The organism is Paenibacillus sp. FSL R5-0923 (genome assembly GCF_038009145.1).
Lineage (GTDB): Bacteria > Bacillota > Bacilli > Paenibacillales > Paenibacillaceae > Paenibacillus_AQ.
The window spans coordinates 4,994,935-5,019,105 of the sequence record NZ_JBBPAT010000001.1 but is presented as its reverse complement, the minus strand read 5'-3'; the positions used below and the strand labels follow the sequence as shown (position 1 = coordinate 5,019,105).

Annotated in this window: 21 protein-coding genes; 14 read left to right on the top strand and 7 right to left on the bottom strand. The window is 44.3% G+C overall.

Features of this window, described 5'->3' with window-relative positions:
• Window positions 1-47 precede the first annotated feature (47 nt).
• Window positions 48-572, bottom strand: coding sequence for a type 1 glutamine amidotransferase domain-containing protein (locus tag MKX35_RS22515; RefSeq protein ID WP_042126813.1), 525 nt, complete (start codon window positions 570-572; stop codon window positions 48-50).
• A gap of 206 nt (window positions 573-778) precedes the next feature.
• Between MKX35_RS22515 and MKX35_RS22510 the strand changes: the two genes are divergently transcribed.
• From MKX35_RS22510 to MKX35_RS22500, 3 genes are all read left to right on the top strand, one after another.
• Window positions 779-1,231 (top strand): hypothetical protein, encoded by a 453-nt coding sequence (locus MKX35_RS22510; RefSeq protein WP_042187328.1) that lies wholly within the window; start codon window positions 779-781, stop codon window positions 1,229-1,231.
• A gap of 264 nt (window positions 1,232-1,495) precedes the next feature.
• Entirely contained in the window at window positions 1,496-2,506 is a 1,011-nt protein-coding gene (gene ccpA, locus MKX35_RS22505) for a catabolite control protein A (protein WP_042187330.1), read from the top strand.
• 89 nt (window positions 2,507-2,595) lie between these two features.
• Window positions 2,596-3,291, top strand: a complete 696-nt coding sequence (locus MKX35_RS22500) for a 5'-methylthioadenosine/adenosylhomocysteine nucleosidase (protein ID WP_076299465.1) — start codon at window positions 2,596-2,598, stop codon at window positions 3,289-3,291.
• 7 nt (window positions 3,292-3,298) lie between these two features.
• On the opposite strand, the gene MKX35_RS22495 is transcribed toward MKX35_RS22500, so the two are convergent.
• The gene (locus MKX35_RS22495; protein ID WP_076299464.1) at window positions 3,299-3,931 is read right to left on the bottom strand and encodes a GNAT family N-acetyltransferase; all 633 of its coding nucleotides are present in this window, start codon (window positions 3,929-3,931) and stop codon (window positions 3,299-3,301) included.
• Between the two features lie 160 nt (window positions 3,932-4,091).
• Between MKX35_RS22495 and acsA the strand changes: the two genes are divergently transcribed.
• Window positions 4,092-5,816 (top strand): acetate--CoA ligase, encoded by a 1,725-nt coding sequence (gene acsA / locus MKX35_RS22490; protein WP_076282936.1) that lies wholly within the window; start codon window positions 4,092-4,094, stop codon window positions 5,814-5,816.
• 88 nt (window positions 5,817-5,904) lie between these two features.
• On the opposite strand, the gene MKX35_RS22485 is transcribed toward acsA, so the two are convergent.
• Both MKX35_RS22485 and rpsD read right to left on the bottom strand, forming a co-directional pair.
• Window positions 5,905-8,817 (bottom strand): transglycosylase domain-containing protein, encoded by a 2,913-nt coding sequence (locus MKX35_RS22485; protein ID WP_076299463.1) that lies wholly within the window; start codon window positions 8,815-8,817, stop codon window positions 5,905-5,907.
• Window positions 8,818-8,962: 145 nt separating this feature from the next.
• Window positions 8,963-9,562: a 30S ribosomal protein S4 gene (gene rpsD, locus MKX35_RS22480; RefSeq protein WP_042187338.1), complete on the bottom strand. Its 600-nt coding sequence runs from the start codon at window positions 9,560-9,562 to the stop codon at window positions 8,963-8,965.
• A gap of 399 nt (window positions 9,563-9,961) precedes the next feature.
• Here rpsD and MKX35_RS22475 point away from each other — a divergent pair, with 399 nt between their 5' ends.
• The 5 genes from MKX35_RS22475 to MKX35_RS22455 all read left to right on the top strand — a co-directional run bounded on the left by MKX35_RS22475 (window position 9,962) and on the right by MKX35_RS22455 (window position 15,028).
• Window positions 9,962-11,956, top strand: a complete 1,995-nt coding sequence (locus tag MKX35_RS22475) for a sensor domain-containing diguanylate cyclase (RefSeq protein ID WP_076299462.1) — start codon at window positions 9,962-9,964, stop codon at window positions 11,954-11,956.
• 247 nt (window positions 11,957-12,203) lie between these two features.
• Entirely contained in the window at window positions 12,204-12,956 is a 753-nt protein-coding gene (locus tag MKX35_RS22470; protein WP_076299461.1) for a hypothetical protein, read from the top strand.
• Between the two features lie 95 nt (window positions 12,957-13,051).
• A complete protein-coding gene (locus MKX35_RS22465; protein ID WP_076282932.1) occupies window positions 13,052-14,167 on the top strand; it encodes an aminopeptidase in 1,116 nt (371 codons plus the stop codon).
• A gap of 106 nt (window positions 14,168-14,273) precedes the next feature.
• Window positions 14,274-14,519 (top strand): HPr family phosphocarrier protein, encoded by a 246-nt coding sequence (locus MKX35_RS22460; protein ID WP_042126831.1) that lies wholly within the window; start codon window positions 14,274-14,276, stop codon window positions 14,517-14,519.
• A gap of 212 nt (window positions 14,520-14,731) precedes the next feature.
• Entirely contained in the window at window positions 14,732-15,028 is a 297-nt protein-coding gene (locus MKX35_RS22455; RefSeq protein ID WP_042126833.1) for a YlaN family protein, read from the top strand.
• Between the two features lie 94 nt (window positions 15,029-15,122).
• Here the strand turns inward: MKX35_RS22455 and cax are convergent, their stop codons facing one another.
• On the bottom strand, window positions 15,123-16,193 hold the full coding sequence (gene cax, locus MKX35_RS22450; RefSeq protein ID WP_042187348.1) for a calcium/proton exchanger: 1,071 nt from the start codon (window positions 16,191-16,193) through the stop codon (window positions 15,123-15,125).
• A 154-nt stretch (window positions 16,194-16,347) separates the two neighbouring features.
• On the opposite strand from cax, the gene MKX35_RS22445 reads away from it, so the two are divergent.
• Window positions 16,348-16,713 (top strand): Asp23/Gls24 family envelope stress response protein, encoded by a 366-nt coding sequence (locus MKX35_RS22445; protein ID WP_042126837.1) that lies wholly within the window; start codon window positions 16,348-16,350, stop codon window positions 16,711-16,713.
• 90 nt (window positions 16,714-16,803) lie between these two features.
• On the opposite strand, the gene ftsW is transcribed toward MKX35_RS22445, so the two are convergent.
• Together ftsW and MKX35_RS22435 are read right to left on the bottom strand one after the other, a co-directional pair.
• Entirely contained in the window at window positions 16,804-18,048 is a 1,245-nt protein-coding gene (ftsW, locus tag MKX35_RS22440; protein WP_076282931.1) for a putative lipid II flippase FtsW, read from the bottom strand.
• A complete protein-coding gene (locus MKX35_RS22435; protein ID WP_076282930.1) occupies window positions 18,045-18,392 on the bottom strand; it encodes a YugN family protein in 348 nt (115 codons plus the stop codon). The genes ftsW and MKX35_RS22435 overlap by 4 nt, the downstream gene beginning before the upstream one ends.
• 197 nt (window positions 18,393-18,589) lie before the next feature.
• Here MKX35_RS22435 and MKX35_RS22430 point away from each other — a divergent pair, with 197 nt between their 5' ends.
• The 4 genes from MKX35_RS22430 (at window position 18,590) to MKX35_RS22415 (ending at window position 24,165) form a co-directional block, all read left to right on the top strand.
• On the top strand, window positions 18,590-19,813 hold the full coding sequence (locus MKX35_RS22430) for a M20 family metallopeptidase (RefSeq protein WP_081382868.1): 1,224 nt from the start codon (window positions 18,590-18,592) through the stop codon (window positions 19,811-19,813).
• A gap of 62 nt (window positions 19,814-19,875) precedes the next feature.
• Complete coding sequence (locus tag MKX35_RS22425) at window positions 19,876-20,307, top strand: CBS domain-containing protein (protein ID WP_076282929.1); 432 nt, start codon at window positions 19,876-19,878, stop codon at window positions 20,305-20,307.
• 217 nt (window positions 20,308-20,524) lie between these two features.
• Window positions 20,525-22,237 (top strand): DNA repair helicase XPB, encoded by a 1,713-nt coding sequence (locus MKX35_RS22420; RefSeq protein WP_076299460.1) that lies wholly within the window; start codon window positions 20,525-20,527, stop codon window positions 22,235-22,237.
• Entirely contained in the window at window positions 22,234-24,165 is a 1,932-nt protein-coding gene (locus MKX35_RS22415) for a helicase-associated domain-containing protein (protein ID WP_076299459.1), read from the top strand. Before MKX35_RS22420 ends, MKX35_RS22415 begins: the two co-directional genes overlap by 4 nt.
• The last annotated feature ends 6 nt before the right edge of the window (window positions 24,166-24,171 follow it).

The following is a 24,171-nucleotide window of genomic DNA, read 5'->3' as shown; positions in this document are numbered from 1 at the left end:
ATATTGAGAGACAGGGCTTGTTTGATTTTAAACTTTATTTCTACTGTTTATTCCCCTGCTAACGCATCACAAAAAGCTTTGCCATAGGGCGGAAGATCTGGCGGGCGACGAGCAGAAATAATATGTCCATCCGTAACCACAGCTTCATCTTTCCATATCGCTCCGGCATTCTCCATGTCATCACGGATGCCGGGTGTGGAGGTGACGGTTACACCTTCCAGAATTTTAGCGGAAATTAATACCCAGCCTGCGTGGCAGATCTGCCCAATAGGTTTCTTAGCTGCATTGAAATCCTGCACTAGCTTTAGTACGGCACTGTATCTACGGATTTTATCAGGGGCCCAGCCGCCAGGAACTAAAATCCCGTCATAATCTGCGGCATTAAGATCGTCCCAGGAGTACTCCGCTTTTGCAGGCACACCATATTTGCCGATGTATGTTTTATCTTTTTCCAAACCTGCCAAGTGAACCTCAGCGCCTTCTTCTCTTACTCGGTACACGGGATACCAGAGCTCCAAATCTTCAAATTCATCGTCTACGAGTGCTATGACCTTTTTTCCAGCTAGTCTCATTTTGTTAAGCTCCTTTCGTATCACATGATCCTTCATATTCTATCAAATTTAAAATACGAAGTCATCTGAAGGGTTGTAAATTATAGACGAATTGCCAATTTAATCATTATATGCAATTAAGGAGGGTTTTAATCGAGGGAGGTCGAATATAGAAATTGAAAAGTCATACTTTGTACTTAATTCATTTCTTGCAAGAGGTGTAGAAGATGTATACAGATAACTTAATGGAGAAGTTGTGCAGCTGCGGTGGCCTCATGAACTTACATATGCATTCATTGATTTTTAATACGAGGGTGAAGATTACACATGTCCCTGTCTATACTTGTCCGAAATGTACTAGTTATGAGCCCTTGTCGTTTATTAAAGCAGATCTAGGAAAGCTAGTGAAAGAATTGAACGCGGATGTGCCAAGACAAGATTTTTCGTTTACTCAAAGAAATGAATTAGCTAGTGTCCTAAAAGAAGCTTTGACAGAGGTTGTTGTCGGAGGATTTCAAGAATTAGAGTTGGCTATCCGAGAGACAATTCAGGCTAGAGTGGATATGTTACTTGATCTATACCGACTAGCTGAGGGGCTTAAAGACCAGAATTGGATGGAAGAAACTAGTCGAAGACTGTCTCAATTAACGTTCCAAACGACTAAAAACGCAAATTATTAAAACATTCTGTGAAAATAATGAAAAACTTTCACGGAATGTTGGATTTTTCACTCACTTTTTGTTACGATAGATAGAAGTTACATTATTGTGCTCGTGAATAGGGAAACCTACACTAGTCAAAAATTGTAATTAGGGGTTACGTCTTCAGCCTTGAAAGAAATTTTGAAAGGAAAATGAAGCGTTATCATTGCACAATTGTACAAAGTGTCGTATCATATTTTTAATTAGTCGAACGATAAAATTTATCGCAATGGAGAGAGTAATTTGACGGTAACCATTTACGATGTAGCTCGAGAAGCAGGCGTATCTATGGCTACGGTATCACGGGTTGTGAACAATAACCCTAACGTGAAACCGCAGACCCGGAAGAAAGTTTTTGAAGCGATTGAGCGTTTGGGATATCGTCCCAATGCCGTGGCGAGAGGACTTGCCAGTAAGAAAACGACAACCGTTGGGGTTGTCATCCCTGATATTTCAAACTCGATTTTTGCAGAAATTGCACGCGGGATTGAAGATATCGCGAACATGTATCATTACAATATCATATTGTGTAACGCGGATAAGCGTAAAGAAAAGGAAATCCGTGTCATCAATACCCTTTTGGAGAAACAGGTCGATGGTCTGCTCTTCATGGGTGGTACGGTAACCGAAGAACATATTCAAGCTTTCCAGACTTCTGCAGTTCCGATTGTCCTATGTGCTACACGGGATGAGAAGGGAACTTATCCTTCCGTTGACATCGATCATGAAACCGCTGCTTTTGATGCAGTGAATACTTTGATTCGTCACGGTCACCGAGAAATCGCAATGATCAGTGGTACACTCCAGGATCCTGCGAATGGATATGCACGTTTCCATGGTTATAAGAAGGCACTTGAACAGGCTGGAATCGAGTATCAAGAAGACTTGGTACGTATCGGTAACTACCGCTATGAATCTGGTGTCGAAGCCATGAAGTATTTCCTTGGACTCAAGAAGAAGCCAACCGCTATTTTTGCCGCAACCGACGAGATGGCTATTGGTGCAATTCACAGTATTCAGGATGAAGGCCTGAAGGTACCGGATGACTTCTCCATTATTAGTGTGGATAACATCCGTATGGCTTCGATGGTTCGTCCATTGTTGACAACTGTAGCCCAGCCTATGTATGACCTAGGTGCGGTAGCAATGAGACTTTTGACGAAACTCATGAAGAAAGAGACGGTTGAGAATCCGCGGGTTATCTTGCCTCATGAAACGATTCTCCGCTTGTCTGTTAATCATCTGAATAAGTAATTTAAGAACTAAACAGTATTTCCGTAAAAAGCTCCTTTTGGAGCTTTTTATGTTTTTTACAGAGTAAATCATCGGAGGAGGCGTTATCTTTGCCTGAAATAATCGGATTAATTGGTGCGATGGATGAAGAGATTAAGCTATTACTAGAAAGGATGGAGAATAAGGAGACGAAGGTCAAGGCAGGAATTCATTATTACATAGGAAATATATTAGGAAAGTCTGTAGTGCTCTGTAAATCTGGGGTAGGTAAAGTAAATGCAGCAGTTACGACACAAATTCTAATTGATTCCTTTGGTGTGTCTCGTGTGTTGTTTACTGGGGTTGCTGGGGCTGTGCACCCTGAATTGAATATTGGAGATATTGTTATATCATCTACTTGTGTTCAGCATGATATGGATGCTACAGCACTTGGCTTTTCAAAAGGTGAAATACCTTATCAGGATAATTCTGTCTTTCAGGCAGACCCTTCATTGGTACTCCTTGCTGAGAGGGCGTGTAACGAGTTAGGCCAAAAGTACTTGGTCGGCAAAGTACTTTCAGGTGATCAATTCATTTCTAATGCGGAGATTGTAGCTAAATTAAGAGAGGAATTGGACGGAGCGTGCGTGGAGATGGAAGGGGCGGCGGTTGCACAAGTGTGTGTGATGAACGCCACTCCCTTTGTTATTATTCGTTCGATGTCTGATAAGTCTGACGGGTCAGCAAATGTGAGTTTTAAGGAGTTCACGGTGGAAGCCTCAGGGCGCTCACATTCTATATTAGAATATATGCTGCAGCACCTTTAATACTCGTTTAGTACATGAAGCGCTGTCTAAAGCGTACCCTGTCGAAAGTCTCCTGTGAGGACATAGGTACCTCTTGTCCAATACGAACCATTAGGCAGTTTGCTGGATGTGAACAGATTTCGGGATCATCCGTAGCATACCAAACCATATTTACGGTTTTCATTAGCCGCTCCATCATTTGACGATAAGCCCACACATCAAGCCCACTTCCTTTTAGATCCCAGTGCCAATAATACTCTGTTGTAAAGACGATACAATTCTCCAATTGCTCTTGCTCAAAAGCAGTGGAAATCAGCAGCCGGCCTAGTCCGGCTCCCCTATAATCATTACTCACCTCAATAGCTCCAAGCTCAATTAGATCCATCATTCCACCCTGTGACCAAAGCTCCATTTCATCCGGATAATGAAAGGTTACATAGCCTATTATAGTGCCATCCTCTACAGCTGTAATTATACGTCCTTCTGGCAGGCTAGCAATCTCTATGAGAGCTTCTTGCTGTTCAATCGGCTTGCGGAAGGCATCAAGATCATGATGCATGTGGAGGACTTTAAGGTCCTCTGGAGATCGGGGGCCACTTATTGTTATTGTTCTACCTTTATATGAAAGCGTATGGGAAACAGGGATTTTACGATGCTCCATAGCCGTGCTCCTTTCGGATGATAAAATATGGAATGTAAACGTTTGCTATGTTATACTAATTCAGACATAAAAAATTCACATTCATTGCATTGACATCATTATCTAAGAGAAGAGTCTTACCCTTAAAGCTTAAATCAAACGAGTGAGGGAGGCAAGAGTGATGGGTCAAGTCCATAGCGAAATTTTGCCTGGCCGTGTGCAGAGCTCCAATATGTCTGATTACACCCAGGCAGTAGCCAATTTTAAGTGGGAGGATGTTGAACGTAACTTCTCATGGTATGACACTGGAAAGGTTAATATGGCACATGAAGCAGTGGATCGCCACGTTCAAGAAGGACGGGGAGCGGCGACGGCCCTGCTCTACAGTGATGCGGTGCGGGATGAATCCTATACATTTGCCGATCTGCAGGAACGGTCGAATCGGTTCGGAAATGTATTGCGTAAATATGGTATCGGGAAGGGAGATCGGGTATTTATTTTTATGCCTCGTCAACCGGAACTGTATTTTAGTTTACTAGGTATTCTGAAGATTGGGGCAATAGCGGGCCCTCTGTTCGAAGCCTTTATGGAAACGGCAGTTAAGGACCGGCTGGAGGATAGTGGTGCGGTTGCTTTGGTTACTACACCTGAACTACTTCATCGTGTGAAGCGAGATGAGCTTCCGAATTTGCGTCATATTTTTCTAGTAGGCGGTACCACTGATATCGAGCAAGGTAACTTAGGTTTCACTGAGGAGATGGATAACGCGTCTTCTGAGCTCGAATTGGAATGGCTTGACCTGGACGATGGCCTTATCATGCATTATACATCTGGTTCTACAGGAAAACCTAAAGGCGTTTATCATGTGCAAAGAGCAATGATTCAACATTATTATACAGGTAGAGTGGTGCTGGATCTACGTCCAGATGATATTTACTGGTGTACAGCTGATCCAGGCTGGGTGACAGGAACATCTTACGGAATATTTTCTCCCTGGTTAAATGGGGTAACGAATGTCGTGAGAGGGGGACGCTTTAGTCCTCAGGATTGGTATAAGACGATTGAACGAAATAAGGTTAGTATTTGGTACAGTGCACCTACAGCATTTCGTATGTTGATGGGGGCAGGAGAGAGTTCAATTCAGGGAATTGATTTGAGCAGCCTGCGCCATGTCCTGTCTGTTGGAGAACCGTTAAATCCTGAAGTCGTGCGATGGGGAGATAAGTTCTACAACCAGCGCATTCATGATACTTGGTGGATGACAGAGACGGGAGCGCAACTGATCTGTAATTATCCTGGAATGGATATCAAACCAGGTTCTATGGGCCGTCCGTTGCCAGGCATTGAAGCTGCGATTTTAGATGATCGAGGCAATGTTCTCCCACCATTCTCAATGGGGAATCTTGCAATACGGACGCCTTGGCCATCCATGATGAATTCGATCTGGAACAATAAGGCGAAGTATGAGGAGTATTTCCGCATTCCTGGTTGGTATATTTCTGGTGATTCTGCTTATATGGATGATGATGGATATTTCTGGTTTCAAGGACGGATTGACGACGTTATCAACTCTTCTGGTGAGCGTATAGGACCTTTTGAAGTGGAGAGTAAATTAGTAGAGCATCCTGCTGTGGCAGAAGCGGGTGTAATTGGTAAACCAGACCTGGTGCGTGGGGAAATTATCAAGGCTTTCATTTCGCTGAGAGAAGGCTATACTCCTACAGCTGCTCTCAAAGAGGAGATCGCGGCATTTGTTAAAGCCGGACTGTCTGCGCATGCTGCGCCGAGAGAGATCGAATTTAAGGATAAACTTCCTAAGACACGATCAGGTAAAATCATGCGGCGTGTATTAAAGGCTTGGGAGCTTCATCTCCCAACTGGCGATTTATCAACGATAGAAGATTAAGATTAGAATGGATCATAAAAAACACCGTTCCCTAATGAATTCAAGGGAACGGTGTTTTGCTGTGTGAAGTTATTCTTCGGACTACCGGTTAATGGTTTCCAGTCGTATTGCCGGCTGTACCACTATTACTGTTTCCGTTACTGCTACCTTCGCCAGATGGCGTTGAAGTAGGCGTAGGTAGAATGGTTCCAGGAATCTCGATATCCTCTCCTGGTGTACTCTCAGAGCCTGTAGGAGGCGTTGTCTCCGGTTGCTGATCTGGAGTTGGTGTTGCTTCCGGAGTTGGTGTAGTGCCTCCAGCAACGCTACCAGAAGCTGTCTCATTACCTGCGACATCAACAGCACTGACATAGAATGTTGCATTGGCACTCGCAGGAGTTCCTGGCGAGAATACCTTGCTCTCGTCAGCCATAATTACAGCTTGCTTCTGGAAAGACCCGCCGTTTAAAGAACGGTATAAGCGGTACCCTACTACATCTGGAGAGCCGCTTGGGGAGAAGCTGATCACAGCTTTTCCAGTGCTGTATGAGACACTTACATTTCCAGGAGCAGAAGGCGAAGTACCGTCGTCCACGCGTGGATCGACTTCAGTAGGGAAATCTGTCTTAGCATCGGCTGGCATATAATACTCCAGGGATTTATGCTCCTTCATCTTAGGGAAGGCTGCCAAGAGCTCCTTAACTAATTCCTGGATCGGCTTTTCACGTTTAACGACGATTTTTTCTTTAAGGAAATCCTCCGGTGTACCTTCGAGTGGGATATAGTTGACGCCATTGTAAGTAATATACTTGGCTTTGGAAATCCCATCGTCGCTCTCTTTAGGTACATATTTCGCATTGAAAAGATCCGTTGTGAATTTGTCAGTTAGAGCCGTTGGCAGCTTACCGCTGTATGCGGAAACTGTCTTTTTGGTAATTCCTTCAGGTTGTGTGAATTTGTCTGTAACGAACAAGTCTGGCTGCTTATCGATAACAGCATTCATGACTTTAGCCCATAAGGTCTGTGCTTGTCGTTTTTGTGTATCTCCTGTAAGGGTATTAATTTGTTCCTTATAACCAACCCACATGCCAAGTGTGACATCAGGGGTGTAGCCCATGAACCAGACATCTCCATAGTTCTGAGTGGAGCCAGTCTTACCTACAATAGGAACGTCTTTAAAGTGTTTATAATCTCTTCTTACTGTGCTTGCAGTACCTTCTGTGATTACTGTACGCAGCATATCGGTCATTAGATAAGCAGTTTGCTCAGAGAATACTTGTTCAGGGTTAACCTTGTGCTGATAAACGATCTTGCCTTCCGAATCCACAATCTTCTCAATCATATAAGCATCATTAAATGCTCCCTTATTGCCAATGGCGGAATAGGCATTGGTTAATTCCTCAACGGATGTACCGTATCGAAGACCACCTATAACCCCAGTCTGCGCTCTGTAATCATCTTCGGTGAGTGTAGTGATCCCTAGCTTTTTAGTAAAGGCCCAAGCATCCTCTATTCCGACCTTCTCGTTAAATAGTTTAAGCGCCGGTATGTTGAGGGATTTATTAAGTGCATAGCGAGCCGTAACTAAACCCTGATAGCGATTGTTAGCATTTTTAGGGATATGGAAGCCTTTCCCGCCATCCTTCAAAATGATTGGAGCATCATCTAAGATTCCAGCAGGTTGAATCAGTCCTGCATCTAAGGCAGGTAAGTATGCTGAAATCGGCTTCATCGTTGAGCCGGGTTGCCGGACCATTTGGGTTGCGTAGTTCATTTGCTCGATATTAAAATCGCGGCCCTCAATCATACCGAGAATGGCTCCGGTCTTGTTGTTGATCAAAATGCCAGCCGTCTGTTCAACACCTTTTGTTTTGCTGTCCTTGGTGAAATTACTACTATCTTCGGAAATACTGTGCATTGCACTGTATACTTTCTTATCAATCGTGGTATAGACTCGGTAACCGCCGGTCATTAACTGTTGTCTTGCTTCCTCAAGAAGTACGGCATTATCACTAGAGCTAGTGGTATCAGCTGTACTGTTATTCTTTTCATTTAGTGACAAAAGAATCTCAGATGCTTTACGCTCCGTCTCCATCATTAGGTATGGATATGTAGCATAGGCTTTCTTAGTGTGAGGAGCGAGAGAGCTTTTAATATCAAACTTGAGTGCTTCATCATATTGGGAGGTAGTGATCTTGTTCTCCTCTAGCATACGACGAAGTACAAGCTGTTGACGATCCATAGCTCTATTGAACGCCTTTGCGTTGAATTCTCCAACGCCATTGAATGCTGAATAAGCGGATGGGAGCTGTGGAAGACCGGCCAAATACGCCGCTTGGGCAATATTCAACTTGTCTAGATCATCCAGACCGAATATACCTTTGGATGCAGCTTTAATCCCAAATACGTTATAGCCATTCGAGCCATTTCCGAACGGAACCTTGTTCAGATAAGCTGTTAAAATCTCTTGCTTGGTCAAGAAGCGCTCTAGTCTAAGTGAAAGTAGAATTTCTTTTGCTTTACGATCTTCTGTTCGATCCAGATTGAGAAATACACGTCTTGCGAGCTGTTGAGTAAGTGTACTGCCTCCGGTCTGAACGGATTCATTTAATATCTTTTGTTTGACGGCACGTAAGGTGCCTTTGAAATCCACGCCATTATGCTCATTGAAATTATTGTCCTCTATAGCGAGAACTGCATCAATAATAATCTGGGGGATGTCGTTGTATTGAATGAGCCTTCGATCTTCTTCTGTACGAAGCTGGCCGATCGGTGCGCCATCACGGAAGTATGCGAATCCGGTGATCGCATTTTGTCCGACTTGCTGTTGAATCATTTCCTCAGAGCGAACAGGTTCATCTTTCACCATGGAAGTGACATATCCTGCTGCTGCACCACCGACGAACAGAATGCCTATTATGCCAAGAATAAACATCCACTTAACTACAGAACCGAACCTGCTAAGCCCAGATCTGCGGGGTGAAGGCTTCTTTACGTTTTTTTTCTTGTTCTCTTGAACCATCGACGATAATTCCTCCTTTTAACGGAATTATTATAGCACAAATTGGCGATTTTGAATGCAGTCGGAGTGTTCATTACCTATTAGAATAACAAAAAGCCTCCGGATAAATCCGGAGGCTTTGGTCATACTCGCTATAAGCGAGATATTAACGGTTGTAGAACTCGACGATTTGTTTCTCATCGATATCCTGGGAAAGCTCGGAACGTTCTGGCAAACGAATGTATTTACCTTCGAAAGATCCTTCAGCAGATTCCAGGTAAGCTGGAAGGTGGGAACGGTTAGCAAGAGCTTCTTTGATGGAAGCCATGCTTTGGCTTCTTTCGCGAAGACCGATAACGTCGCCCAAGCTTACACGGTAAGAAGCGATGTCGACTTTTTTGCCGTTAACAGTTACGTGTCCGTGGGATACCAACTGACGTGCACCAGCACGGGAGTTAGCAAATCCAAGACGGTAAACTAGGTTGTCCAAGCGGCTTTCAAGCAAGAACATGAAGTTTTCGCCCGCAAGACCTGGAAGCTTTTGTGCTTTAGTGAAGAGAGTTTTGAATTGTTTCTCTCCCAAACCATACATGTGACGCAGTTTTTGTTTTTCCAAAAGCTGCATTCCGTAGTTACTTACTTTTCTGCGTTGGTTAGCTCCGTGTTGTCCTGGTGGAAAAGGGCGTTTCAAGTCTTTTCCTGTACCGCTAAGGGAAATTCCCAGACGGCGGCTGAGTTTGAATTTAGGTCCGGTGTAACGTGCCATGTTATAGTAGACTCCTTTATAATTGAAATTTCAGGGTAGGGCCTATTTGCGCCGCATTTCGTATCCGTGATTAGCATTAATGGCTTCCACACTGCCAGGGAAGTTCAGCCGCTGCCCTGGCAGTAACGAAATGCGTGAGGGTGACACAACGTTACGCCCAAGTAAGACTTGTTACAGTCTTGTTCAACAATAAATATTATATGAATACAGTATATAAAGTCAAGCGCTTATTAAAAGAGTTTTTGTCAATCTTTGTCGATAGTTCTTTGGTCCTAAAAAAAAGTCCCGGAAATGATGAAAATATAATGCAATGCACAAAGAAAGGGAGTAAAATATAGTTAATTAGTTGTTACTAGGGAAGATAGTTTTCTTAATCAAGATGCAAAGGGGATCTTCGTTATGTCAGAGCAGAAAGCATACGTCCATAAAGACAGCCGTATGCTGTTACAGGACAACTTACACGCTAGTAGAGATTCCGAAGATCCCACCGCCTGGCTTAGGGAAACGGAAATAGTAACGCATGACTTCCCTTATCTAGCAAATTTGATTGCAGACAGTTTCAATGAATGGTTTGGTGGGCTCAATGTCCTTCCATTCTCTAGATCATGGGAATGGTGTGTGCTGAATTTTGAAGGTAAATATATAAACAATAGTTTGGATCAACAAGAACTATGGAGGCAGCAGTGGGAACAGGCGGCGGCTTCTAGCTTGATTTCAGAAACAATCTCTGCCGTTCCGTTAACCGTAGAAGGTAAGGATCTGAGTTTTTTTACCATACCGCTATTCACTCGCGTCGACAATAAAATTTTTGCGTTTTTGGGCTGTTCTATGCCTACGCAACAATATGAAATGGGTGGACGAGATACTGCAGAAGCTATGTCGCTGCATTACCGCACCTGTTTTTATCATAAGTTTGAACATATATTTGTAGCTGATCTTGCAAGTACCCATATTCATGCAGAACGTGAAAGCAATCGTCGTTCATTGTTATTTCAGATTGTTCAGCGGATGCATGACAATATTGATGTAGATGCTGTACTTTCGGAAGTCATTGATAGCATCTCTGCGATGTATCCTGGAGCCAGACTCGACCTGTATATGTCACAAGATCATCGCAGCACTAATCCGCAGGTCAAACCGTTACCTTTCCACATGTCCAGTGATGATGTCTGTGCCAGGGCGTTTAAGGATGGACGTGTTGCGCTGCACACTAGTGATGAAAATCACCGAAATGTAGAAATAGGGCTTCCGTTAGGTGGTAAGCAGGGGGTTTATGGGGTATTCCATATGGTGATGGATAATCCAATCTTCCCTGACGTTGATTTACGGTTTCTCACAATGGTAGCCGATACGGCAGGGACTGCTTTTGAGAACGCCAAGCTTTATGAGCGCTCCAATCAGTTAATCCGTGAGCTTCGCATGAGTAATGAGCTTACCCAGCGTTTGAATCAAAGCTTGCGTTTAGGCGATATTTTTCAATTTGCGTTTGAAGAGCTACTTGAAATGTTTGGTGCAGATTACTGCTGTATCTTACATTTGAATGAGGAAAAGGGTGGCCTAGAAGTTATTGCCTGCAACCATCCCTCATTGCAAAATGAAGTATTAGAAGTAGGGGCAGGTTTAGGTGGAAAGGTGTATTCCACAGGTGAATCACTGATCATGTCTGACTACATAGATAATCCTAAGACAACTTCCCGACTAATGAATGCTACCGGTTCGCAGTCGTTGATTGCCACACCTCTTAGTGTGGGTGGAGAAGTGCGAGGTGCGATTATGCTGGCACATCGAGATTCTCATTATTTTTCCTATGACAACTACAGGCTATTGCAGGCGATGGCGGGACATATTGGTCTAGCAGTAGGTAACGCCAGGCTACATGCTGAAGTCAGACGTCTTGCGAATAGAGATAGCCTAACAGGTCTCTATGCTCGTCATTATTTGGACGAAGAGATAAAAGAAAGACAGTCTACGGACTTCTGCGGTTGTTTAATTGTTGTGGATATTGATCAGTTCAAAATCGTGAATGATACCTATGGTCATCAAAAAGGCGATAAGATTCTAAAAGAGGTTAGTGAAATTGTGAAATCTTCCATCCGTCAAGGCGACATTGCTGCGAGGTGGGGTGGGGAGGAGCTCTCCGTTTATTTACCGTTAATGGGAATGCAGCAGGCGGGTTATGTAGCTGAGCGTATACGCAAACGCGTTATGGAAGAAACCGAACCTAGTGTAACGGTATCCTGCGGAATAGCGGAATGGAGCTGGATGGACGATCGAGTAAGTGTTGAGTCATTATTTTATCGAGCGGATATGGCGCTGTATAAAGCTAAGAATAACGGCCGGAACCAAGTTGTTTTTGATACGAAAGAAAAGGATAGCAATATTAAGAACCCGTGAGGTAAGCCTTATGGGTTCTTTTTTTATATGCACAGTTATTCTGGCTCTAATTGCGGTATAAGGCTTGCAGGAAGGGAGAACCCTATACGTGGGTTGTACTTAAGTAAAATACTCCGAGAAAGGCCTGAGGTCCGTGAGAAAGCTATTATTACTTAAGGGAGGAGTCCCTCTAGTTCTGACACTGTATTGCCTGTTATGTAGCGGATGTAGTGTCATAAGAGACAAACCTGCGAAGGAAGATTTAAGTTTGGCGTTGGCAGGGATGGCTGGAAGTGATGAGGTTGTTTTTGAAGGGGCGAATATGCTGAAACGAGGGGGAACAACGGTTCCTGAATCCTTATTGTTCTACGGAGGCACAGTGGAGGATCATAAAAAGGTCAAGCTGTACACGCTTCTTCCAGATAAATCTATGACCAAAAAAACAGCAGCTGATGGCGTTAAAGACTTAAAGAGTAGCGCATATGCTCTGAAACCTTATTACAGTCAGTTAGAGAAAAAAGAGGGCAGATGGGAACTTCAGACTACTGAAAATTCCTCGGAGGAGGGAAATCCATTACCTGCGCTAAATCCGCTAAAGCAACTTGAGGAGCTTGAGTCCATGGAGACGAGTGTAACCGAAGAGGCTGGAGCTGGCAGAGGGACAAGTGTGCTGCGAATCGAATTGACCCCTTCAGAGGCTAGAAAGCAGCTGTCAGCTGAATTGGAGAAAGAGATGCAGAACCTTCGTCCTAAAGTCCCCGAATCCGCTGAGAACAACGCAGAGGCTGATCAGGCAGTGACGAAAGCTTTGGAGAAGCTGTGGCAGAAGAAAAATAATGAGCTACAGCAAAAGCTGAAACAGGCTAATGTAGAAACGGTCTACCACCTAACGGTTGATAAGAAGCATAATCTTCCCAGAAGGCTTACCTTGAATCGAAAAGTAAGCTATTCCGGTGAAATGATGAATAAATCTGAAAATGAAACTTATGTATCTAAGGTGGATTTCACAGGCTACCGTTAATCTTTACATGGTTATGCAGGTCTTGCGCTCCATAAAGGGCGTGCTACAATAGAAAAGCATGCTTATTTTTCAGACAGAGGAAGGAAGAGTACACAATGAAAGATCCCAGAATTCAAAAGCTGGCGGCAAATCTTGTAGGTTATTCCGTAGATGTTCAGCCAGGCGAGAACGTGCTTGTAGAAATGATTGGCAATGAAAGAGATTTAATCAAAGCTGTTGTTGAGGAAATCGGTAAAGCTGGCGGTCATGCTTTTGTTCAGTTGACAGATCGTACAGTCCTACGCAGCATGCTTAAATATGCAACACGTGAGAGTCTTCAGACATGGGCTGAAATTGACTTGAACCGGATGAAGCAAATGGATTGCTATATCGGCATCCGTGCAGGTGAGAATGTAAATGACCTGTCCGATGTTCCAGAAGAAAATATGAAATTGTATAATTCTTTGTATTCCCATCCAGTGCATAGTGAACAACGCGTGAAGCATACGAAGTGGGTAGTATTACGTTATCCCAATGCGAGTATGGCTCAGCTTGCAAATATTAGTACAGAAGCATTTGAGGACTTTTATTTCGAAGTGTGTAATTTGGATTACGCCAAAATGGACAAGGCTCAGGATGCATTGGCTGATCTCATGCGCAGAACAGATAAGGTACATATTTCAGGTCCTGGAACAGATCTTAAGTTCTCCATCAAAGGAATCGGTGCAGAGAAATGCTCTGGACAAAAGAATATTCCGGATGGCGAGGTTTACAGCGCTCCTGTTCGTGATTCTGTAAATGGAACGATCAGCTATAATGCACCATCCGTTTATAACGGAGTGACTTTTGAAAATATCAAATTCAAATTCGAGAACGGTAAAATTGTTGAAGCAACAAGCAATGACTCCGCTCGCTTGAATGAAATCCTGAATTCAGATGACGGCGCACGTCACATTGGAGAATTTGCCATAGGCTTTAACCCTTACATTTTGCACCCAATGAATGACATTCTGTTCGATGAGAAAATTGCAGGCAGCCTGCACTTTACACCAGGACAAGCATATGATGTTACAGATAACGGAAACCGGTCCTCCATTCACTGGGATCTTGTATTAATCCAACGTCCAGACTATGGCGGCGGGGAGATTTATTTTGACGATGTATTAATCCGTAAGGATGGAATCTTCGTGTTACCAGAACTGGAAGGTCTGAATCCTGAAAACTTGAAATAAGCTGTAAAAGTAAGAAAACACCTTGCACAAGTAAGCGGATTCAAGGTATCATAAGAAATGATTACAAATGACTTATGTTTCATAATCAAGTTGCGGAGGGATTTCTATGTCCAGTAACAATGCGGCAATCGTTGATATTGCTCAAACGGCAGGTCAGTTCAACTCTTCAATCGTTCTTCAAGCGGACAACAAGTACATTGATGTTAAGAGTATCCTTGGTTTGTTCACGACTTTGGTATCAAGCCAAAGCTACGAGCTTCATGTTCACGGAACAGATGCAGAAGAAGCTAAGAAGGCAATGAGTGAAGTTTTTGCTAAACACGGTTTGAACTTTACAGTTGTAGCTGAGTAATAGTTGTATGTAAAGACGTCCTACCGATTTACGGTGGGGCGTTTTTTCTAGAAATAGATGAGGAATTAATGCCATCCCTTATAAACAACATAGCTGCTTCTTTCAAATAAATGGTTAGTATAAACAGAATTGTTGTATTGATATCCGATTTCGACTAATATTAAGTAAAATAGTAAAAGCAGCTTAACTTTTGGACATGGGGGGGAAGAGGCATGACTTCGTCGGAATTACAGGAACAGTTTAATCTTAAAGCGATCAATCTTCTACAAGAAGATGCCGATAAAATTCAGCAACTTATTGAAGTGCAGATGGAAAATCTGGCAACACGCTACTGCCCTCTCTATGAGGAAGTGCTCGATACCCAAATGTACGGTTTCTCAAGAGAGGTCGATTTTGCGGTTAGAGCAGGTTTGGTGCCAGAGATTACCGGTAAAATGGTGCTGAGTAAGCTGGAGCGGAATTTAGCAGTACTCTATGAGGCATTGAATAACAAAGCAAAAGAAGAATAAGTTTTGATTTATAGTATTCATAGAAACGCACATGAGGACAGATCGTCACTCATGTGCGTTTTTTTTGAGAATTATAGAATGAATAGGTAGGTATTTATACTAGATAAAAGGAGACTCCGAGAATTAGATAAACCGTTAATAGCAAGAGACCCTCATACCAGTTGGTCGAGCCATCCTGAGTGATTGATTTGGCAATAAAGACCGCGACGCCAATGGCGACAATTTCGATCGTTGTAAACACAATGTCCATAGTATCACCCATGAAATAACTGGCGAAGATAAGTACAGGCGCTACAAATAGTGCAATTTGAAGACTGCTCCCGACAGCTATTTCTACTGCCGCACCGATTTTGTTCTTCATGGCTAGCATAATGGCTGCACTATGTTCTGCGGCATTACCGATGATTGCCACGAGGAAGGCGCCTACAAACAGTTCACTAAATCCAAAGCGCTCAGTTAGAGTCTCAAGCGTCCCTACCAGCCACTCACTCACAAAGGCTACCATTACGGTAGCAAGAAGTAGATAAAGGATGGATCTGTTTCTGGACCACTTAGGCGCATGCTCATGAGCCATTTCTTCCTTACCGGCTTCTGTAACGTCCTCTAGATGTTTCTTGTGCGTAATCATGGAGAAGACCAGCCAGGCCATGTACGAAGCGATGAGCAGCCCAGCAACGATTAAACTCAGCACGTCTGTATCTTTTTCAGTTATGGAATGGGTATTGAAGAACATAGCCGGTACAAATAAAGCGATCACTGCTACGATCATAAGGGAACCGTTCATACCGGCAAGGGTTACGTTAAAGTTCTGTACTTTGAACTTCATTCCGCCAGCGAAAATACTTAAACCGAGGACAAGCAGCAGATTGCCAATAATGGAACCGGTAAGACTGGCTTTCACCATGTCGAACAGTCCTTCCTTCACTAGGAAAAAGGCAATGATTAGCTCTGCGGCATTACCGAAGGTAGCGTTTAGGAAGCCGCCTAACCGCTGTCCAGCATAATGTGCTACACTTTCTGTGGCGCGGCCCAGAAAGCCAGCCACAAACACAACGGCTACTGCAGAGAGAACGAACTGAAGCGTGTGGTCCCAATCTGCATAATGTCCTATGGCACTAAGGATAAAGGTGATTGCCAGCAAAGCTGGTGAAATCCATTTTTTCAATGTAAAGTACACTCCAATCTATGTATTCAGGATCAATTCATAATCAATATACCCAAATTATTCCTAAGTGTAAACGAGAAAGCGAGAAACTGATTTGCTTTTTAGCCTGTTTAGGAATTACAATAATTGATAATGAGTTAAGGGGGGATATGGCATGGCAGAACAACTTCAATTGGAAATGGGAAATATACGAATTTCAAATGACGTCGTCTCGAAAATTGCCGGATTGGCTGCCTTGGAGACTCCAGGTATTGCAGCCATGTCAGGTGGCCTATCAGAGGGCTGGGCAAAGCGTCTTAGTGGTAAGAACGTCCAAAAGGGCGTTACCGTTGAAGTGGGACAGCTAGAAGCAGCAGTAGACCTGCGTATTATAGTTCTCTATGAAACTCCGATACATGAAGTGTGCCGGATGCTTCAACAGAACGTACGCGAAGCTGTGGAGAGCATGACTGGACTTCATATTGTTGAAGTGAATGTCAAAGTTGAAGGCGTAGCCTTCAAGAACGATGAAATTGCTTAATGCAAAAGAGCTTGTACACAAAAAAGCAGTCCAAGATATTTAACTTGGACTGCTTTTTTATATATTCTATTACATCCGGATTTATGAATCTTACCGGGAACGAACTTGTCTAACCGTAGTTACAGATTTCGTGACTTCCTCTTTAGCTGGAAGATTAGTTTCTCTTGAAATGCTCAGCATAATTCCCATGGACAGCATACTCACAAGAAGTGAAGAACCGCCGTAGCTGATAAATGGCAAGGTTACACCAGTAAGCGGAATCGTCTTCGTTACACCACCAATATTGACAAAGGCCTGAATGGCAATGAGGCCCATAATACCAATGCCCACTAGTGTGCCAAAGGGATCCTTACACCTTAATGCGATTAAAATACCTCGCCAGATAAAATACAGATATAACATCAGAAATAATGCCGTTCCTACAAAGCCGAATTCTTCACCAATCACAGGGAAAATAAAGTCCGTATACGGGTATTTAAGATAATCCAGCTTTTGAATGCTTTTGCCAAAGCCAGAGCCACTGACTCCACCTTGTCCGAGAGCGGTCAAAGACTGAATAATATTATATCCTTCGCCTTCAGGATCCTGATAGGGATCTATGAAAGCTTGAATACGGCCTTTTTTATAGTCTTGATTGGCGGCTACTTTGTCGGTTGCGGGGGAAAGGGAATCAATCGCTGCTTTAGCCCCCATAACAATTCCTACCCCTAGCACCAAGAGTGCAATAGAGCCCAGGATATGCTTCATGCTGGCACCGCCTGCATAAATGACAAGTCCACTGGTAGCCACGAGAATAAGGCATGAGCCCAAATCTGGCTGCATCATAATAAGTCCGGCAACTATACCCACAATGACCATTACAGGGATATATCCTGTACGGAAATCTCTAAACCGTTCACCTTTTTTGGTAATTAGTGCAGAGAGATACAGGATAATTGATATTTTGGCCAGCTCGGTAGGTTGGATCCCTAGCGTCCCGATACTTAACCAGCTCTTGGCGCCATTGATTCTTTCGGAAAAGGCTACAAATAGCAGGAGAATTATGGTGATGATAAAGATAGGCACATACCACTTCTTGAATTTACTGTAGTGAATGTTCATGGCTGTAAACATAACAACGATTCCAAGTACGATCCATATCATCTGGCGTTTCATGAAAAATAGAGGGTCATTACTGAACTTCGAGCTTGCTAAGGTCAAACTGGAGCTAGCACTGAAGACCATGACTAGACCGAAACCCACAAGTAGTAGTGTTAAGATAAGTAGTTGGAAATCGGGTGTTCCTCTTTTGGGCAGGCTGACATTTTGTTTCGTCTTTCCCTTTCTGTTACTCAAGCCTCCAACATCTGCTTTAATTCGAGAATCCGAGTAGCAGCAGTGTCCAATACTGGTTTAGGTACCGGGGAGTCATACTCCAGGCCATGGGGGAATGTTGCTTTCCCTAAGTATACGGCTTCAATTGCAAGTACGGCATCAGCTTTCTCCAGCTTCCCCTCGACAGCGCGAGTGTTGATGCGTAGAAAGTATTCGCCACCATCCTGTGGGTCTTCAATTTTGCAGTCGTAAGTGGCACGATAGTATTCCCATTGCCAGCGAATGAAGCCAGCCTTTGTCGCACTCTCGTCCAGATAGAGAAGATCACTCTTCAATCCTACGAGGCCCGTGTTCTCAAAAATCATAGCACGCATATCCCCCTTATGAAGTATAATGATGAATTCATGATCCGTTTGCTGATGTTCTACCTCATGATAGTATGTTTCTAAACGTTGTGCAAGAGTAGGCACCTCCTAACGATACCCAGTTTTTTGCGTTTCTGCTACAATAAAAGAATTATAGCCGTATACGGCTGGAACAAAGTGTACAGGACTGCTGTCGCATGCTATTGATGCGGGTTTATGAAGAAGGGGATGGAGAACGTATGAAGAGCTTAGCGGTTGATTCGCTCATGCCGGAGATCGTGGAATGGAGACGCCATTTACACCGTCATCCGGAGTTGTCTTTTCATGAAAAGGAAACGTCAGCATTTATAGCAGACAAGTTAGCAGAATTCGGCATCGAAGTTAGAAGAAGCACGTCCGGGTATGGTGTAACAGGTATATTGCGAGGACATCGGCCGGGGAAAACGGTAGTCCTTCGCGCGGATATGGATGCACTACCTATTAAAGAGGAGAATAAGAATGACTACGTTTCGCAAAATGAAGGGGTTATGCATGCCTGTGGGCATGATGGACACACTTCAATACTGCTGGGTGTAGCCTTTTACTATAGCAGCCGCCTTGAAGAGTTAGAAGGGGAGCTGCGTTTTCTTTTTCAGCCTGCGGAGGAAGTATGCCCGGGTGGAGCACAGGGGATGATTGCCGAAGGCGTGCTGGAAGGCGCGGATGCGGTGTATGGTTTGCATTTGTGGACTCCGCTTCCAATGGGGACCGTGGGCAGTGCGCCAGGACCTCTTATGGCATCTGCTGATGAATTTTTCATTGATATCATCGGCAGGGGCGGACATGGCGGTATGCCGAATCGCACGATAGACAGTATTGTAGCCGGGGCAGCGCTTGTGACTCAGCTTCAGAGCATCGTAAGCCGCTCTGTGAACCCGCTGGAGCCCGCTGTTCTCAGTGTAGGAACCATTCAAGGGGGATTCGCCCAGAACGTCATAGCTGAGCGTTGTCGCATTACAGGAACCGTACGGGCGTTCGACGAGGAGACCCGTTATCTGATCCGCAGCAGAATCGAAGAAATGACAGTTTCAATAGCTGGCGCATACGGTGCAGAAGCTAAGATAGACTATGTTATGGGATATCCGCCACTCGTAAATCACGAGGGGGAATACCAGCGTTTTTCCGAGGTGGCACCGGGAGCACTAGGAGAAGCTGTTCAAGTGATTCGCATGGAAAAGCTGATGCCAGCTGAGGATTTTGCCTACTATGTAAAAGAAATTCCTGGCTGCTTTATGTTCGTAGGGGCTGGGAATCCAGACAAAGATGCAGCTTACCCGCATCATCATAGCAAGTTTGATTTTGACGAGGATGCTATGTTGCATGGGATGAAATTATTGATCGCTATGGCGAATTCCTGTTTGCAAGAGAAGACAATCGTATAATTTCGTTTCATAGAGGAGAACCTATTCCATAACATGGAGATTACGTTTAGGAGGGTTCGTTCTTGAAGACAGTGAAAGAGGTTATGACGAAGGATCCAGTAACAGTTACACTACTGGATAATGTGTATGAAGTCGCTGTTAAAATGAGAGAGCATGACACTGGATTTATACCAGTCATTGATAATGAAGACAATAAGACATTACTCGGTGTAATTACAGATCGTGATCTAGTGATTAGAGGTTACGCGGCTAAACACCCTGGATCAACAGCTGTGGAAAAGGTAATGAGTAGAGAAATTCAGACCGTCTCAGAGAATGCATCTGTAGATGAGGCTGCAGAACTGATGTCGAGCTGGCAAATTCGCAGATTGGCTGTGACTAGTGGCCAGAAGCTGATAGGTGTAGTGTCCATCGGTGACTTGGCTGTGCGCAACATTTTTGCGGACGAGGCTGGAGAAGCGCTTCATGATATTTCGCAGCAGCATTTACATTAAATAGTTTGATAGGGAAGCTCATGACCGTTATGCGGGGATGAGCTTTTTCCTGTTCAAATCTAAGAAAATATAGATTTCACACTATACATTATCCTTATATTTCTCGCATAAACGCTTAACGCCCTTTTGGGATGCCGAAGGCGTTTTTGCTTGTATGAATGTAAGCAGATTACATAGCGCAGGCTTGAATAAAATTAATGATTGGGGAGGGAACGTTATGAATGAAACAGGGGCTTGCATTGTGCGAAGGGATCGGACGATTCTACTGGAATGTGCACATCCTGGTTTTGAGAAGGCAAGGAAAGAACTGGGAACCTTTGCAGAGCTCGTAAAGAGTCCTCCGGCTTATCACACTTATAGAATCACTCCATTATCATTATGGAATGCAGCAGCGCTTAATTATACAGCTGAAACGATTATTTCAAGTCTTCATCAACTCGCGCGCTGGGGTGTTCCTGCCGGGCTGGAGGACGAGATCGCAACTCTTCTCTCTAGGTATGGGAAGCTCACCCTTCACGGTCAGGAGACTTCGAATGAGCTCATTACGCTTAGGGCTGAGACAGCTGAGATTCTGAATGGACTAGTTAATGAATCAGGTCTAAAGGAGTTAGGTTTGCAGAGAATAAATCCACTAGAAAGCTCATGCCGTGCGGAGAACCGAGGGCTTTTAAAGCAAGAGCTGATGAGACTAGGCTACCCTGTACTGGATTATGCTGGTTATCATGTCGGACAAGCTCTAAGTTTGACCTGGAAGGAGTCTCACAATCACGCAAAGGATGGAGCGAAAGGTGAAGCTTTTAGACTGCGTGAATATCAGCAGGAGGCTGTCCAGATGTTTCAAGGCATAGAAGGGCAGGGAGGCAGCGGGGTAGTTGTGTTGCCTTGTGGAGCGGGTAAGACGGTAGTGGGACTGGCCGTTCTTGAAAGTCTACAATGCGAAACACTGATCTTAACTTCAAATACAACTTCGGTAAGACAATGGGTAGATGAGCTGCTTGAGCGAACCGATTTGGCTGATGAGTCTATTGGCGAATACTCCGGTGAAAAAAGAGAAGTGCGGCCTGTTACTATAGCTACCTATCAGATATTAACGCACCGTCAATCCAAAGGCGGTCCTTTTCTCCATATGAAGCTGTTCAATGAACGCAACTGGGGTTTGATTATTTATGATGAGGTTCATCTGCTTCCAGCTCCAGTATTCCGGGCTACAGCAGATATTCAGGCTACTAGAAGACTAGGTCTCACTGCAACTCTGGTTAGAGAAGACGGGAAGGAAGGGGACGTATTCTCATTGATCGGGCCTAAGCGTTACGACATGCCTTGGAAGGAGCTGGAGCAGCAGGGCTGGATTGCAGAGGTAGAATGTGTCGAGATGATCGTACCGATGAGCTCTGAGCTGAGACAGAAGTATTTGTATGCGGAAGCGAAAGAGAAATTTCGTATGGCCTCATGCAATCCTGCAAAAGCTGAGGTTATAGTCGAGATTCTAAAAGCCCATCAGGGATCATCGGTTCTGGTTATTGGACAGTATCTCGACCAATTAATTGAACTGGCGGATAAGATCGGTGCACCTCTGATTACGGGTAAAACGAAGCAGCGAGAAAGAGATGAGTTGTATGCAGCTTTTAACGAGGGAATAATACAGGTGCTTGTTGTCTCTAAAGTAGCGAATTTTGCGGTGAATTTGCCAGATGCGTCGATTGCTATTGAGGTTTCAGGAGCTTTTGGATCCAGGCAGGAGGAGGCCCAGCGCTTGGGTCGAATCTTGCGTCCGAAGGCGGGTGAGAACAAAGCGTACTTCTATTCGCTGGTATCTGAAGATAGCCGGGAGCAGGAATTCGCTATGCGCCGCCGCATGTTTTTAACAGAACAGGGGTATGAATATGTCGTTAAAATGGTGCCGAACGGAAAGGAGCGAACGATCCATTGAACCAGCTATCAGCGGAAGCCTTAGAGGTCTTAAAGCGATTATGTGCTGCTTACGCGGCCCAGCCCTTTGACGAGGGGAAAGAAGAGCGGTGGCGTCCTACGACGCTCTGCCGGGCAGAGCAAAAGCTTGCAATGAATGAACTGCGGCGCGCGGGGTTGTTAACTGCGAGGCATAAAATATTGGGGGAGAAGCTGTATCAGATTCCTGTTGAACAATTATTAGTGCTAGAACAAGAATTCTTCCCATACCAGCCTAAGTTTATTGAGGGTTATTCAGTGAATCTATCCATGGAGGCGGGTGCTGGACTGGCAGTAGATCTGTTTCGGGCCTTGCTGTTCATGGCTCGTGAAGGCTTGCCTTTGACCGCTAAGGGAATTATTCATAAAAAGAATTTAAATCGTTTAGCGGCTCAGCTTTCTTTTCAGGAAAAGCATTTAGCGGGGCTCTCTATGGGCACTCCTTCGAATGAAATGGATGCTCTGTCAGCGGCTCTTGTAGTAGATATCATGTTGTGTCTTGGGCTTATTACCAGGCTGAAAACAGGCTATAGACTGGACAAGGATATGCTGGGAAGTTGGTTGCAACTTCCTGAGACAAGAATGACTGACATCCTGTATGGGATTGTTATTCATCGTTTTGGAAGCATTGGGCCTGCCGATCAGCATTTTCGCTATTTAATATCCAGCAATGCTTTTGTATCAGAGAAATGGACAGCGTTGCCTGAGCTTCTGGACTGGATGGCAGATATGAATTTAACCGGAACAGTTTCCCGGAAAGAGCTGGAACAATCAAGCTTGAACTGGCTTCGTTGTCTAACAGGCTTTGGATGGTGTGAACTGGGGAGCACGCCTGAGGGTATCCAGTGTTTTCGCTGGACTGCTGCAAAACCGAAGCTAATGTACAGTAGTGAGTCCTCCCCTGATTCTGTGTCAGAGCATTCGAATGACCAGTTTATTGTGCAGCCCGATTTTGAAGTCCTGATTCCACCGGATGTTCTCTATACTGTGCGCTGGATTTTAGCTGAATGCGCTGAACTTCTGCAAACAGATACGATGTGGAGCTTCCGACTGACTCGTGAGATGCTAGTGCATGCATCAGAGCGAGGGATGCCTCCAGAAGAAGCGATAGCTTGGATTAAAGATCATGCACTGGGTGGTCTGCCATCTGTGGTAGAGCTGTCTTTAGAGCAATGGGGAAAGAGCATTGGCCGAACATCACTCTCTGAAGTGATTCTGTTGACTTGTCAGACGGAGGAGGACGGAGCGGCTATTGCAGCCCATCCGCGACTGCAAGAGAGCCTTAAACGTATCGGACCGCTTCATTTCCTTGTATCTCCGGAGTCTGTGGAGCAGATGCGTAAGGAGCTGTTCTTAGCAGGATTGGCCCCTTCTAGGATGATTGGAGGACATGAGGAAGAGGTGGATGCTGAATGGACTTCTTTTCATCAAGAAGCCGAAACCGGGCAAGCGTTGTATTCACTTCCAGAACTAAATGCTGAACTAAGGCTACTCGACAGAGGGAATCCCTTTTTAAACCTACCAGTTATTTCTCCTGAGCAGGAGGAGGATATCTTATTAGGTGGAGAAAATGTACCACAGATCTGGAGCAAGGAATGGCGCCATTATCATAGCTCAACCGCTCAGAAAGTAATGGAACAAGGGTTGAAATGGGGAATTAAGGTGCGGTTTTCCTTAAAGGACCAAATGTTAGATTTCATCCCCTCCAGAATAAAAGGTAATCCTTGGAAAGTGGCAGGACATCTGCTGTATAACGATGGTGAAACGGTTGAGGAAATAGAGCTGACCCCTGAAGACTGGAAGGAAATGAAGTTAGTAATTCCCAAAAGGCGAAGAAATTCCTCTTCTGCTGAAGCGAGTGATTATGGTATGATAGAAAAGTCTACTGAATTCGGTAGAACATTAACGTAGAAAAGA

Excerpts from the sequence above, each read along its gene's own strand:
- MKX35_RS22420 (WP_076299460.1), top strand. The coding sequence starts at position 20,525 with ATGAATGAAACAGGGGCTTGCATTGTGCGAAGGGATCGGACGATTCTA.
- MKX35_RS22495 (WP_076299464.1), bottom strand. The coding sequence starts at position 3,931 with ATGGAGCATCGTAAAATCCCTGTTTCCCATACGCTTTCATATAAAGGT.
- MKX35_RS22460 (WP_042126831.1), top strand. The coding sequence starts at position 14,274 with ATGTCCAGTAACAATGCGGCAATCGTTGATATTGCTCAAACGGCAGGT.
- rpsD (WP_042187338.1), bottom strand. The coding sequence starts at position 9,562 with ATGGCACGTTACACCGGACCTAAATTCAAACTCAGCCGCCGTCTGGGA.
- MKX35_RS22515 (WP_042126813.1), bottom strand. The coding sequence starts at position 572 with ATGAGACTAGCTGGAAAAAAGGTCATAGCACTCGTAGACGATGAATTT.
- MKX35_RS22510 (WP_042187328.1), top strand. The coding sequence starts at position 779 with ATGTATACAGATAACTTAATGGAGAAGTTGTGCAGCTGCGGTGGCCTC.
- MKX35_RS22485 (WP_076299463.1), bottom strand. The coding sequence starts at position 8,817 with ATGGTTCAAGAGAACAAGAAAAAAAACGTAAAGAAGCCTTCACCCCGC.
- MKX35_RS22455 (WP_042126833.1), top strand. The coding sequence starts at position 14,732 with ATGACTTCGTCGGAATTACAGGAACAGTTTAATCTTAAAGCGATCAAT.
- MKX35_RS22445 (WP_042126837.1), top strand. The coding sequence starts at position 16,348 with ATGGCAGAACAACTTCAATTGGAAATGGGAAATATACGAATTTCAAAT.
- MKX35_RS22430 (WP_081382868.1), top strand. The coding sequence starts at position 18,590 with ATGCTATTGATGCGGGTTTATGAAGAAGGGGATGGAGAACGTATGAAG.
- MKX35_RS22435 (WP_076282930.1), bottom strand. The coding sequence starts at position 18,392 with ATGATTTTTGAGAACACGGGCCTCGTAGGATTGAAGAGTGATCTTCTC.
- MKX35_RS22475 (WP_076299462.1), top strand. The coding sequence starts at position 9,962 with ATGTCAGAGCAGAAAGCATACGTCCATAAAGACAGCCGTATGCTGTTA.
- acsA (WP_076282936.1), top strand. The coding sequence starts at position 4,092 with ATGGGTCAAGTCCATAGCGAAATTTTGCCTGGCCGTGTGCAGAGCTCC.
- MKX35_RS22465 (WP_076282932.1), top strand. The coding sequence starts at position 13,052 with ATGAAAGATCCCAGAATTCAAAAGCTGGCGGCAAATCTTGTAGGTTAT.